Origin of the sequence: Actinoallomurus liliacearum, assembly GCF_039542035.1 — a bacterium.
GTDB lineage: Bacteria > Actinomycetota > Actinomycetes > Streptosporangiales > Streptosporangiaceae > Actinoallomurus > Actinoallomurus liliacearum.
Map to the genome: position 1 here is coordinate 373,615 of NZ_BAABHJ010000040.1, position 12,425 is coordinate 386,039.

The window sequence follows — 12,425 nt, forward strand, 5'->3', positions numbered from 1 at the left end:
GAGAACGATGACCGACGAGATGCTGCGCGCCCCGGCCGAGGTCAAGTACGCCGAGGAGCTCGACTGGCTGGAGTCCGTCGACGACGGGCCCAAGCCGTTCTCGTGGCGGCTCAGCCCGCGGATGGTCCGGCTGTTCATCCTGGGCTCCGAGCGGTCCGACGGGCTGGACCGGGAGATCCCGCAGAAGTGGTTCGGCGACCGGAGCTTCGTCGAGCGGAGCATCGTGACGCTCGCCTCCGACCGCGGTCTGCTGCTGATCGGCGACCCCGGCACCGGCAAGAGCTGGCTCGCCGAGCTGCTGTCGGCGGCCATCTGCCGTAACTCGACGATGGTCGTGCAGGGGACGGCGGGCACCACCGAGGACCACATCAAGTACTCGTGGAACGTCTCCATGGTGATCGCCAAGGGGCAGTCCCGCCAGTCGATGATCCCTTCGCCGATCATGACGGCGATGGAGCAGGGGATGATCGGGCGGTTCGAGGAGCTGACCCGGTCGACGAGCGACGTGCAGGACGCCCTGATCTCGATCCTGTCGGAGAAGTACGTCTCCATCCCCGAGCTCGACGACGACAACATCGTCTTCGCCAAGCCCGGTTTCTCGATCATCGCCACCGCCAACAGCCGTGACCGGGGCGTGAACGACCTGTCGTCCGCGCTCAAGCGGCGGTTCAACTTCGTCCGCATCCCGGTGGTGACGAGCAAGCGCAGCGAGGCGGAGATCGTCCGGTTCCGTACCGCCGAGCTGATGCGCCGGCACCGGATCGACCTGGAGGTGCCGCCCACGCTGCTGGACATCCTGCTGCAGAGCTTCGCCGACCTGCGCGCCGCGGCGGCCTCGGCCACCAGCGACGACGAGAAGCTGGAGTCGGCGCTGTCCACGGCCGAGCAGATCGGCGTGCTGGAGGACGCCATCCTGCACAGCCAGTTCTTCGGCGACCGTACGCTCCGGGCGGAGACGCTCGCGGGTTCGCTGGTGGGTTCGCTCGCCCGGCGCAGCCCGGAGGACCTGGCGATCCTGAACAAGTTCTGGCATGGCGTGATCGAGCCGCGCAGCAAGGAGGACGACGGCGGGTCCTGGCAGGCGTTCCTGGAGGGCGGCCGGCAGGCCCTGGGCACGCTGGCATGAGCGGATCGACGCCATCCTCCGACACCGAGGTCGCATCGACGCCGCCCGGCGCCGGACTCGGATCGACGGCGCCCGGCGCCGGGCCGCGGGAGGCCGACGCCCGGGCCGAATCGGCGCCGCCTGCCGCCCGGGCCGAGGCCCGGCGGCCCGGCGCCGCGACCGGGGTGACGCCGGCGGGTCCGTTCGGGGCGCTTCGTTCGCAGCTCCTGGACGCGGCCGCCGCGTTCGCCGGGGAAGGCGCCGGCGGCGCGGATCCGGTGCCCGGCATCCTGGCCGGCATGGTCGACGACGTCGACCGGGCGCTGCGGGAGGAGCTGGAGATCTTCCCGGTCTGCCACCACTCGCCCGCCTCGGCGCTGGCCATGGCGCGGCGGCTGCGCGAGAAGCGGCCGGCCGTCGTCTACCTCGAACTCTGCGAGGACCTGCGACCGCTGCTCGACGAGCTGCGCAACTGCCGGCTGCCCGTCGCGCTGCAGGCGTTCGCCACCGAGCTGGACGACTTCCCGGCGGCGTGGGCGCCGCTCAGCGTGGTGGCGCCCGTCACCGAGGCGTCGGCCGAGTACCAGGCCATCGCGTACGCGCTCGACACGCCCGGCGTCGAGCTGGTGCTGGTCGACCGCTCCACGGACCACGTCTTCCAGTGGGAGCCCCGTACACCGCCCGAGCCCGCGCCCGGACCAGCACCTGCGGCGGACGGCGGCGAGGACGCGGCCCTGCACGGTGACGCGGTCGGCATCGAGATCGGTGACCTGCGTCCCCGCTTCGCCGAGCTCGAGGCGCACCTGCTGCACCACGGCAAGGTCCGGCACTGGTCCGAGTGGTGGGACCAGTACGTCGAACAACCCCTCGTCGGCGCCGACTACGCCACGTACCGCCAGGTCATGGTGATGATCGGCAGCCTCTTCCGGCGGCTGCGCCCGGACCGCGACGCCCGGAACGATCGGGACGAGGACCGCGAGCGCTACATGTGGACCCGCATGCGCGAGCACCTCGCCGCCTCCGGGGCGGACCCCGAGCGGTGCCTGTACGTCTGCGGCGCGTTCCACGCGGCCAGCCGCGTCGAGCAGTTCGGCGTGCGCGCCGACGCGCCGTTCGAGATCACCCCGCGTACGGCGACCCGCTGGCAGTACGGCCTGATCCCCTCGAGCCACTCCGCCATCGAGGCGCAGTTCGGCCTGGCGCCCGGGTCGGTGTCGATCGCCGCTGCCACCTGGGCGAAGGCGGTGAAGGGCAGCGGCGTCACGCCGTACCGGCTCAAGGGCCAGAAGGGGGACAAGCCGAAGGCCGTACGGGCCCGGCGGGCGGCCGATCCGGGCGGGGAGGTTGCGGACCGGCTGTCCGGGTTCCTGTCCCGGCCACCCGCGCCGAGCGGCGTCGACGAGGACGAGCTGCTGGGCTGGTGCGTCGACATCGTCCGGCTGGCCCGCCGCAACGGCTACCTCGCGAGCACGGCCGACGCGATCGCCGTGTACGAGACGTCGATCCTGCTGGCGGGCCTGCGCGGCCGGGGGCGCCCCACCCCGTACGACTTCCAGGACGCCGCGGTCACCTGCATCGAGAAGGACACCGTGCCGGGCCGCCGCGACGTGCGCCGGCTGTGCGAGATCCTGCTCGGCGGCGACCGCGTCGGCCAGGTCGGCTACGAGTCGCTTCCGCCGCTGGCGCGGGACGTGCTCGACCGGCTGGAGCCGCTGGGGCTCGACCTCACCAAGCGCACGATCCAGCGCGCGCTGCTCGACCTCGACGCGAACCCGGAGCTGCGGCCCTGCTCCGACCTGCTGTGGGTGCTGCGCCGCCTGCTGCCGACGGAGGCCGCCCGCCCCATCATGGGCTCGCGGCGGCTGGGCGAGCGCCCCATCCAGGAGAGCTGGGACCTGGCGATCGGCCGTCATCAGCGGTCGATCGTCGAGCTCGGGTACGAGGGCGTCACGATCGAGCAGGTCCTCGAACAGCGGTTGCGCCGGATGGTGGCGGATCCGAAGGCGACCGCCGCGGTGGCGCTGGAGGCCGTGGAGGACGCCATCCTCTACCTCGGCGGCGGGCGGGTCGCCGACGACCTCGGGAACCGCGCCGTCGAGCTCCTCGCCGCCGAGCGGACCGTGGACGACGCACCCGACGTGCTGCGCCGGATCCGCAGGCTGCTCGCGCACTACCGCACCACCGAGTCCACCCTGCCGGAGTGGTGCGGACGCTTCGTCACCGCCGGGTACGCGCACTACTGCACCCTGCTGCCGACCGCGTTCGTGGACGAGGACACCGGCGTCCGGCAGGTGGCGGCCATGCTGGGCTTCCTGTTCGGCATGGAGAGTCTCGCGCTGTCGCTCGGCTGTGACCACTCGCAGCTCGAGCTCGCCGTGCGGCAGTCGCACCCGGAGACGCCGGCCAAGGTCGCACTGCTGTGGGCGGCCCGGTCGCAGCTCGGACTGCTGCCGGTGGCCGAGCTGCGCGCGCGGTACGACGAGTTGCTGGCCAACCCGCTCGTCGTCCCGTCGATCCCGCTCTACCTCAGCGGGTTCGTCCAGGCGCTCGAGCCGGTCCCGTCCCTGGCCCCCGTCGTGGTGGAGGTGATGTCCAAGGCGTTCGCCCGGCTGCCCGATCCCGTCCTTCTCCCCTGGCTCCCCAAGCTGATCACCACGCTGCGGGACCAGGCGGCCGAGCTGGTGCCGGTCCTCGTACGGGAGGCGGGCCGGGTGTTCCCGGCCGCCCTGCCCGCCGTCGACGCCTGGGTCCCGCCGTGGTCGGCGCGCCGGTCGGCGACGTCGGCGGCGGCTCCGGTTCCGGCGTCGGCCCCGGCGGTCGCGGACCTCCTGGCGGCCCACCCGGCGGCGTGCGACGCGGTGGCCGGGCTGCTCGGCCACGACGCCGGATGGCGGCCGGCCGCCGGCGGCGGGGCCGAGTACGAGCAGGTCACCGACCTACTGGCCGCCCACGGCGACACGGCTCACGCCGTGACGGCCCTGCTCGGGAGAGCGTGATCGCGTAGCGGGCCCACCGACAGGCCCCGCTCCCGTACCTCGTCCAGGAGCGCGGGCAGCGCGCCGAGCGTGTTCCTCCACGACTCAGGAGCCGACGTGCAGTCGGAGTCGTGGAGGAGCACGGTCGCTCCCCCTTCGAGGTCGCGCGTGACGGTCGCGAGGACGGACGCGGGGGTGGCCGTACGCGTCCAGTCGCGGCCCCAGTTCGTCCAGAGGACCGGCGTGAGGCCGAGCCGGCGCGCCGCCCGCAACGCCGACGAGCTCAGCACCCCGTACGGCGGCCGGTACCAGCGCGGCACCGTGCCCGTGACGTCGACGATCGTCTCCATCGCCCGCGCCAGGTCGTCGTACGTCGCGGCGGGGCCGCGCAGCAGCATGCAGCGGTGCGCCCAGCCGTGCACCGCGATCTCGTGCCCGGCGTCGACGAGCTCCCTTCCCACGTCCGGCGCCTCGGTCAGCATCCGGCCGAGAAGGAAGAAGGTCGCCGTCACCTCGTACTCGCGCAGCGCGGCCAGGAACGCCGGCGTCGAGCGCGGGTCCGGTCCGTCGTCGAACGTGAGCGCCACATGACCGGGATCCCCGACCCCGGCCAGACCGGGGAACAGACGGCGGCGCAGCGGGCCGATCGAAGTGATCGCCGGTGCCGCGTGCGCGGCGGCCAGAACTCCCGCCGCGGCGGCGGTGGCCCGCGAGCCTCGCCCGCCGGCCCGGAGCCGGGCGGCGCTCATCGGGACGCCTCCACCACGGCGAGCTCCGGCGCGCCCGCCGGCTCCCGGCCCGCGGTCACCGTCGCGTTCCGCTCGGCCGCGAGGGCGGCGACGATCGCCGCCGGGTCCGCCGCGACCGCGCGGTCCACCGTCCGGGGCCCGGTCAGCGCCGTGAACAACGCCTCCGGGAGCAGGTCCGCGTGGCGCGCCCACGGCGCCCAGCCGGCCTCTTCCAGAACGGCGGCGTTCGCCCTGCCGTGGCCGGGGAGACAGCGGTAGCTGAGCACGGGCAGCCCGGTCGCCAGTGCCTCGAGGGAGCTGAGGCCGCCGGCGTTCTGCACCGCGACGTCGCAGGCGCGCATCAGTGCGGGCATGTCGTCCACCCAGCCCAGGGTGATGGCCGCGCCGGATCGGGCGAGCTTCTCGCGCAGCGCCGTGTTGCGGCCGCACACCACGACGGGGGTCACCAGCCCGGTCGCGGCGACGTCGGACACGGTGGCCGCGACGTCGCCGCTGCCCCAGGATCCCGCGGTGATCAGGGCCAGCCGCTCGTCGTCCGGCAGGCTGAAGCGCAGCCGCGCCAGCTGCCGCTCGAGGACCGACGACGGCGGCCGGAACCCGGGGCGTACGGCCGGCGCGCACACCCGTACGTCGGCGGCGCCGAGCCGGTGCGCCTCGGCCGCCGTCGCCGGGTGCAACGCGAGATGCACGTCCACTCCCTCGGCCACCCAGAGTGGGTGCACGGACAGGTCGGTGAGGTACGTGACGACCGGGGCCCGCAGTACGCCGCGCTGCCGCAGCCGGCCCAGCGCCTGGCTCGCGAGCGGGTAGGTCGAGACGATGGCCGCGGACTCCGGAGCGGCCGTACGGGCGATGCGCCGCGCGGCGAGCCCGCTCAGGGCCCGCACCGCCGCCGCGAGGTTCCGCCGCCGGTCCAGGGCGGTGAACAGCCGTTCCCAGCTCTCCGGCGCGGCCCGCAACTGCACGGCGTACGACTGCCGCAGCAGCCGTCCGAGCGAGGCGGGGAGCAGGTCCAGGAAGTCATGACAGTCGACCGAGAACCCGGCCGCGCGGAGCCGCCGGGCCAGCTCGTTCGCCGCGCCGTCGTGGCCGGCGCCGACGCTCGCCGACACGATCGTGACGTGGCGGCTGCCGCCGGGCCGGATGAGGGAGGTGTTCACTGCTCGATGCCTGCCTATGTCGTGGTGGTACCCCGGCCTTGTCGGCCGGATCTCAGGGGAGGAAGGGTCAGGGTCGCCGGGCGGGGGCGGTCAGGAGCGGAGGCCGCCCCGGATGCGGAGGCGTCCGCACGAGTCACCGCGATGGCTGACCCGGACGGTCGTGAACCGGCCGTGCGCGACGGCCAGCCAGCAGAACCCGCCGACCATGAACACGTCGGCCGGGTACCGGCGCGTCCAGCCCGCGAACAGCACCTCGGGGAGGGCCCCGCCGCCGGGGAGCCGGCCCCAGGCGATGGCGCACGGGCCGCCCGGGGAGGCGCCGCGCCGGGCGCCCCGCAGGGTCTCCGGCGCCACCGGCGTCTCGACGACGACGTCGACGAGCGTCTCCGCGTCGTACACCTCCAGCGCGGGCCGGCCCGTCGAGCTCCGACCGAGCCGGACCGCCCATGGGGTGCCGGTCAGCCGGCCCTCGGCGGACGTCGCGCTGGTGGCCATGGGGGGTGCTCCTTCCGTGCCCGGCTTGTCGGGCACGGCACCAGCGTCGCGGGCGGAGGCACTCCAGAGCAGTAGCGCGGTCATCAGATTCGAGGTGGCACCAGGTTCACCTTCGGACCTCCCGCCTGCTCCAGGTAAGCCGCTGACCTGGGCGGACGGGACCGCCATGGGCCGGAGACGCGCGTCGTTAGACTCTCGGCGTGATCACCCCGACGGACGAAGAGATCCGCGCGTTGCACGAGCGGCACGCCCCGACGGAGGCGGCCTTCGAGCTCGTGTACACGCACTGCGAGATCGTGTGCGGGATCGCCGAACAGCTCCTCGCCGACGGTGCCCCGGGCGTCGACGCGGACCTCGTACGCGCCGGCGCCCTCCTGCACGACATCGGCGTCTACCGCCTGTACGACGCCGAGGGCCGGATCGACGAGGCGGGTTACATCCGGCACGGCCTACTCGGCCACGAACTGCTGAGAGACGAAGGGCTGCCCGAGGCCCTCTGCCGGTTCTGCTCGTGCCACACCGGGATGGGCATCACCCGCGACGACGTGCGGAGGCAGGGACTCCCCCTGCCGGTCGCCGACTATGTGGCGGAGTCGCGCGAGGAGGAGTTCGTCATGTACGCCGACAAATTCCACAGCAAGACGGACCCGCCGACCTTCGTCACCTCCGCCTCCTACGCCGCCCGCATCCGGAGGTTCGGCGCGGACAAGGTCGCGCGGTTCACGTCGATGTGCGAGACCTTCGGCGTCCCCGACCTCGGGCCGCTCGCCGCCGAGTACGGGCATCCGGCGGCGTAGGCGGCCCGTTCGTCGGCGGGGGCCGCTTCCCGGCCGGATCTTCACAGATCCCACACAGATCGTCCGAAAGATCTCCGCACGCGTTACCTAGGCTCGCCGCCATGCAACGGATCCTTGTCGTCGAGGATGAGCCCACCATCGCGCAGGCGGTCGCCGACCGGCTGGCGGCCGAGGGCTTCGAGGCGCGGACGGTCGCCGACGGGCCCGCCGCCGTGGTCGCCTTCGGGGAGTACCGGCCTGATCTGGTCGTGCTCGACCTCATGTTGCCCGGCTTCGACGGGCTGGAGGTCTGCCGCCGTATTCAGGCGGAACGGCCGGTACCCGTACTGATGCTGACGGCACGCGACGACGAGACGGACCTGATCGTCGGGCTGGCGGTGGGGGCCGACGACTACCTGACCAAGCCGTTCAGCATGCGTGAGCTGACCGCACGCGTCCGGGCCCTGCTGCGCCGGGTCGAGCACGCGGCGGCGCTGGCCGCCGCCCCGGCCCGTGACGTGCTGCGGCTCGGCCCGCTGGAGATCGACCGTGCGGCCCGCAGGGTCGCCGTCGACGGCGCGCTCGTGCACCTGACGCCCACCGAGTACGACCTGCTCGACTGCCTCGCCCGTACGCCGGGTGCCGTGCTGACCAGGGCGGTCCTGCTGGAGCAGGTGTGGGACTGGGCCGACGGCACGGGAACGCGGGTGGTGGACAGCCACATCAAGGCGCTGCGCCGCAAGCTCGGCGCGAACCTCATCAGGACCGTCCACAGCGTCGGTTACGCGTTGGAGGCCGGGTCGTGAGCGTCATGCACAGGCTGTGGACGGCGCTGCCGCGTCCCCTCGACCCGATGCGGTCGATCAAGATCAAGCTCGGCGTGCTGGCCGTCTGTAACGCCTGTGTCGGCGGGCTGATGATGGTCTGGGGGTACGGCCTGGGCCTCCGCGGCCGGATCACCCTGCCGACCGCGCTGCTGATCTCCATCGTGATCACGCAGATCCTGGCGCACGGCATGACGGCGCCGCTACGCGAGATGACGGCCGTCGCCCGGGCGATGGCGCGCGGCGACTACCGCCGCCGGGTCCGGGTGACGTCCCGCGACGAGGTCGGCGAGTTGGGCAGGGCCTTCAACCGGATGGCCGACGATCTGGCCGAGGTCGACCGCCAGCGCCGGGAGTTCGTCGCCAACGTGTCGCACGAGTTGCGCACGCCCATCGCCGCGCTGCGGGCGATCCTCGAGAACGTCGCGGACGGGGTCACCCCGGCCGAGCCGGAAGTACTCGAAGGCGCCCTGGCCCAGACCGAACGCCTGGGGCGCCTGGTCACCCAGCTGCTCGACCTGTCACGTGTCGAGGCGGGCGCGGTCTCCCTGGACCTGCTGGACTTCGAGATCGGTCCCTTCCTGGAGAGCGCCGTCACCGAGGCCCGAGGCGGCCACCCGGGGCCGGTGTTCACGGTGCGGACCGAACCGGGACTGGTCGTCCGCGCCGACCGCGACCGGCTGCATCAGGTCGTCGCCAACCTGCTCGACAACGCGGCCCGGCACAGCCCACCCGGCGGCGCCGTGACGATCACCGCGACGACGCGCGCCCAAGCCCTCTGCCTGGAGGTACGGGACGAGGGCCCGGGCATCCCGGTCGCCGAACGCACGCGGGTCTTCGAACGCTTCTCCCGCAGCTCAGCATCACCGGCCGGGACCTCCGGCGGCGGCACCGGCCTGGGTCTCGCCATCGCCCGCTGGGTGGTCGACCTGCACGGCGGTGAGATCGCCGTCGCCGATTCTCCCGGCGGCTGCCTCATCCGCGTCCTGCTTCCACAGCCTCCCGAAGGATCGTCATGACCGAGCCTCCGTGGCATTTCCGACCGGACTCACCCGACCCCGGTAAGGCACCGTCGACAGCGGCCGAACCGGCTTTGCCCGCGACGGATCCGCTCGTCCCGGGAGGTCTGCCGCGCCGGGATCCGCTGGTGATCGAGTGGCCCGAGCCGTCGAGGCCGGCGTCGTACGGGCTGTTGGTCCGCGCCGTGGTGACAGGAGCGCTCGCCGCCGCGCTGCTTCCCGGGCGCCCGGGGCTGAATCTGCCGCTCGTCGCGACCGCCGTGATCGTCACCCTGTTCCCGGTCGCCCGCCGGAACCGTACGTCGTTGGTGTTCGCGGTGCTGGCACTGGCGCTGTCGGCACTGCCCCTGCTCGTCGACGCCGGCTGGATCGTCGCCCTGGCGATCGCCCTCGCGATGCCGCTCGGCTCGTACGCCCTGACCGGGGGCCGTAGCTGGATCGAGCTGGCCGGCGGGGGACTCGCGGTCATCCCGGCCGTCTCCCGCGCGGTGCCCTGGGCGGGGCGTGGGGCGATCACGCTCGCCCGTTCCGGGCGCCGGCCGACAGGGCCGGTGGTCGGCTCGCTGCTGCTCGCCGGCGCGCTTCTCGTGGTCTTCGGCGGGCTGTTCGCCACGGCGGACGCCGCCTTCGGCCGGGCCGTCACCGGGCTGATCCCCGATGTCGGGGCGTGGTCCCTCATCGCGCGGATCCTCGTCTTCGGCGGGAGCACCGTCGCCGTCCTGACCGGAGCGTTCCTAGCCACGGCCCGGCCGCGCTTCCGGCGGCCTCCGGCCGCCTCTGACGTCGGCCGTACGCCGTGGGCCATCCCCATCGTCGCGCTCGACCTGCTGTTCCTCGGCTTCGTCGCGGTCCAGGCCGACGTCCTGCTGGCCACCGACCGGGACCGGCTGCTGCGGTCGACGGGACTGACCTACGCCGAATACGCGCGCCAGGGCTTCTGGCAACTACTGGTCGTGACCGGACTGGTCCTCCTCGTCGTGGCCGTCGCGGTCCGGTACGCCCCGGTGAAGAGCCGGGCGGACCGGGCCACCGTCCGTACGCTCCTCGGCCTGCTGTGCGCACTGACGCTCGTGGTCGTGGCCGTCGCGCTGCGTCGGCTCTTCCTCTACGAGGAGGCGTACGGCTGGACGAGGCTGCGGCTGTGGGTGCACGCCTTCGCGCTGTGGATGGGGCTGGTCGTCCTGCTGGTCGCGATCGCCGGCATCCGCCTCAGGGCGACCTGGCTGCCGCGCGCGGTGGCCGCGAGCGGCGCCGTCGGCCTGCTGGCTCTTGGTCTGCTCAACCCCGACGGGTTCATCGCCGCCCACAACGTCGATCGCTTCCGGGACACCGGCAGGGTCGACCTGTCCTACCTGGCGGGCCTGTCCGCCGACGCGGTTCCCGCCCTCGATCGTCTCCCCGAGCCGCAACGCTCGTGCGTCCTGCACCATCTCGCGGAATCGCTCCCCGAGGGGGACTCGTGGACTCGATTCAACCTGTCCAGGGACCGCGCGCGGGACCTCCTCAGCAGGCGCCCGGCCTTCCGGTCGCCCGACTGCTGAGCATCGGCGTCACTTCGCCGTCACTCCGCCGGCCTGCGGACGAGGAGACGGCCGTGCAGGAACCTCTCGGCCTCGCCCGGCTCTCGGCGCATCCGGGCCAGCTCCACCAGTCCGGCCTCGCGTGCCAGGCCCGCGAGGTGGTCGATGGACAGCCGGTAGGCGGTGGTCACCTTGTGGTCGAAGGGCTCGGCCGGGTTCGGCGAGTCGTCGTCGGTGGTGAAGAAGCCGAGCAGCAGGTGACCGCCCGGGGCCAGCACGCGGCCGAGCTCCGCGAACACCGTGGGAAGCTCCGCGGGCGGCAGGTGGATGAAGGAGTACCAGGCGAGCACCCCGTCCACCGAGCCGTCCGCCAGGTCCAGGGCGGTCATCGAGCCCTGTTCGAACCGCAGGTCCGGGTACTCCTGACGCGCCAGCTCGATCATCGTCGGCGACAGATCGATCCCGAAGGCGGGGACGCCGAGGGACCGCAGGTGTGCGGTCACCTGCCCGGGGCCACAGCCGATGTCCGCGACCGGCCCGCCGCCGGCCCGTACGAACTCGGCGAAGGCGCCGATCATCGCGCGGTCCAGCGGGGCCTCGTCGTGGGCGTTGCGGAACATCTCGGCGTACAGGACGGCGACGTCGTCGTACGCCGTCCGGATGGTGTCCAGGGAGGATTCGATCACGGTCGACGACCCTAGCCCAGGGTCATCGACCGGGGCGGAGCACGGCTTCGGCGGCCTTGTTGAGTAGACGAGCGTCGTACGGCCGGGGCCGACGTAGGTGAGCTGTACGGAGCGGTGTTCAGGATTCCGCGATGACGACGAGGTAGCCGTCGAGGTCGCGCAGCCAGATCTCGCGGTGACCGGCGTTCGGGTTGACGTGCACGTCCGTGACGACGTGCGCGCCCACGGCCCGGACGCGCTCCACGGCGGCGTCGAAGGCGGCCGTCGCGAACCAGAGCGCGACGCCGTTGCCGACCGGTCGATCGGGGTCCGCGAGGGCGCCGTGGTGGTGCCCGACCTCGAGCCGGTGGAGCTGCATGATCAGGTGGCCGTCCACCAGCAGTCGCTCGTACTCGGGGCCGCCGTGACCGCTGGTGGCGCCGAGCACCTGCCGGTACCACCGGCCGGCACGCTCGACGTCCACCACGCAGATCATCGGCTGGGGACGCATTCCGGGCATCGGCTGCTTCGTCATGCTCCGACCATGCCCGTACGGCCACGGTCCGAGCTTGGACGAATGGGAGCCCGGTGCTCGGTGCGCGGTGTTACTCGGAGAGACCTCGGCCGAGGGCTTCGGCGATCTCGTCACGGAACTCGGCGCCCGCGAGGTTGTCGCCGTAGTCGCGCGAGTGGACGATCAGTCCGTCCCTGACCCGGATCACCATGATGTACGAGAAGGCGAACGACCGGCCCGAGCGGGTCATGGTGCCGTGCAGGTCGTACTCGGCGACTATCACCTCCGGGTCCTCGGTCTGCCGGAGCACCACCGCGTCGGCCTTGGTGAAGCGGCGCGCCGGGGCGACCGCCTTGAACCGGGCCCGGTGGCCCTCGCGGCCTTCGAAGCGCTTCGGGACTCCCGGCGGCGCGAACGGCAGCTCGATGACGGAATCCGGCGCGTACAGGTCGGCGAGGTCGTCCCAGGCGTTGTCGGCGGAGGCCCGGAGGAAGCGCTCGACGACCTCTCGGGGCGTGGCGGTGGTCGATGTCGGCATAGCAGACTCCAGAAGTCGGGGACCGGTAGAATCGGAGTGTTTGCTCCGGTTGGATGGACGTTACGGAACGACCACTCCGGTTGTC

Annotated in this window: 12 protein-coding genes; 6 read left to right on the forward strand and 6 right to left on the reverse strand. The window is 73.0% G+C overall.

Features of this window, described 5'->3' with window-relative positions:
* Positions 1-7: 7 nt before the first annotated feature.
* Both ABD978_RS40350 and ABD978_RS40355 read left to right on the forward strand, forming a co-directional pair.
* Complete coding sequence (locus ABD978_RS40350; RefSeq protein WP_345366395.1) at positions 8-1,126, forward strand: ATP-binding protein; 1,119 nt, start codon at positions 8-10, stop codon at positions 1,124-1,126.
* On the forward strand, positions 1,123-4,101 hold the full coding sequence (locus ABD978_RS40355) for a hypothetical protein (RefSeq protein ID WP_345366397.1): 2,979 nt from the start codon (positions 1,123-1,125) through the stop codon (positions 4,099-4,101). Before ABD978_RS40350 ends, ABD978_RS40355 begins: the two co-directional genes overlap by 4 nt.
* On the opposite strand, the gene ABD978_RS40360 is transcribed toward ABD978_RS40355, so the two are convergent.
* The 3 genes from ABD978_RS40360 to ABD978_RS40370 all read right to left on the reverse strand — a co-directional run bounded on the left by ABD978_RS40360 (position 4,068) and on the right by ABD978_RS40370 (position 6,484).
* Entirely contained in the window at positions 4,068-4,829 is a 762-nt protein-coding gene (locus ABD978_RS40360; protein WP_345366399.1) for a polysaccharide deacetylase family protein, read from the reverse strand. The genes ABD978_RS40355 and ABD978_RS40360 overlap by 34 nt on opposite strands.
* A complete protein-coding gene (locus tag ABD978_RS40365) occupies positions 4,826-5,989 on the reverse strand; it encodes an MGDG synthase family glycosyltransferase (protein ID WP_345366401.1) in 1,164 nt (387 codons plus the stop codon). Before ABD978_RS40365 ends, ABD978_RS40360 begins: the two co-directional genes overlap by 4 nt.
* A gap of 90 nt (positions 5,990-6,079) precedes the next feature.
* Complete coding sequence (locus ABD978_RS40370) at positions 6,080-6,484, reverse strand: hypothetical protein (RefSeq protein WP_345366403.1); 405 nt, start codon at positions 6,482-6,484, stop codon at positions 6,080-6,082.
* Between the two features lie 200 nt (positions 6,485-6,684).
* On the opposite strand from ABD978_RS40370, the gene ABD978_RS40375 reads away from it, so the two are divergent.
* The 4 genes from ABD978_RS40375 to ABD978_RS40390 all read left to right on the forward strand — a co-directional run bounded on the left by ABD978_RS40375 (position 6,685) and on the right by ABD978_RS40390 (position 10,644).
* Positions 6,685-7,281 (forward strand): HD domain-containing protein, encoded by a 597-nt coding sequence (locus ABD978_RS40375; protein WP_345366405.1) that lies wholly within the window; start codon positions 6,685-6,687, stop codon positions 7,279-7,281.
* A gap of 101 nt (positions 7,282-7,382) precedes the next feature.
* On the forward strand, positions 7,383-8,066 hold the full coding sequence (locus ABD978_RS40380) for a response regulator transcription factor (RefSeq protein WP_345366407.1): 684 nt from the start codon (positions 7,383-7,385) through the stop codon (positions 8,064-8,066).
* 5 nt (positions 8,067-8,071) lie between these two features.
* On the forward strand, positions 8,072-9,103 hold the full coding sequence (locus tag ABD978_RS40385) for a HAMP domain-containing sensor histidine kinase (RefSeq protein ID WP_345367420.1): 1,032 nt from the start codon (positions 8,072-8,074) through the stop codon (positions 9,101-9,103).
* Positions 9,104-9,231: 128 nt separating this feature from the next.
* The gene (locus ABD978_RS40390) at positions 9,232-10,644 is read left to right on the forward strand and encodes a DUF4153 domain-containing protein (RefSeq protein ID WP_345366409.1); all 1,413 of its coding nucleotides are present in this window, start codon (positions 9,232-9,234) and stop codon (positions 10,642-10,644) included.
* Between the two features lie 20 nt (positions 10,645-10,664).
* On the opposite strand, the gene ABD978_RS40395 is transcribed toward ABD978_RS40390, so the two are convergent.
* The 3 genes from ABD978_RS40395 to ABD978_RS40405 all read right to left on the reverse strand — a co-directional run bounded on the left by ABD978_RS40395 (position 10,665) and on the right by ABD978_RS40405 (position 12,340).
* On the reverse strand, positions 10,665-11,309 hold the full coding sequence (locus ABD978_RS40395) for a class I SAM-dependent methyltransferase (RefSeq protein WP_345366411.1): 645 nt from the start codon (positions 11,307-11,309) through the stop codon (positions 10,665-10,667).
* Positions 11,310-11,427: 118 nt separating this feature from the next.
* Entirely contained in the window at positions 11,428-11,823 is a 396-nt protein-coding gene (locus ABD978_RS40400) for a VOC family protein (protein ID WP_345366413.1), read from the reverse strand.
* Between the two features lie 70 nt (positions 11,824-11,893).
* On the reverse strand, positions 11,894-12,340 hold the full coding sequence (locus ABD978_RS40405; RefSeq protein WP_345366415.1) for a nuclear transport factor 2 family protein: 447 nt from the start codon (positions 12,338-12,340) through the stop codon (positions 11,894-11,896).
* Positions 12,341-12,425: the final 85 nt, after the last annotated feature.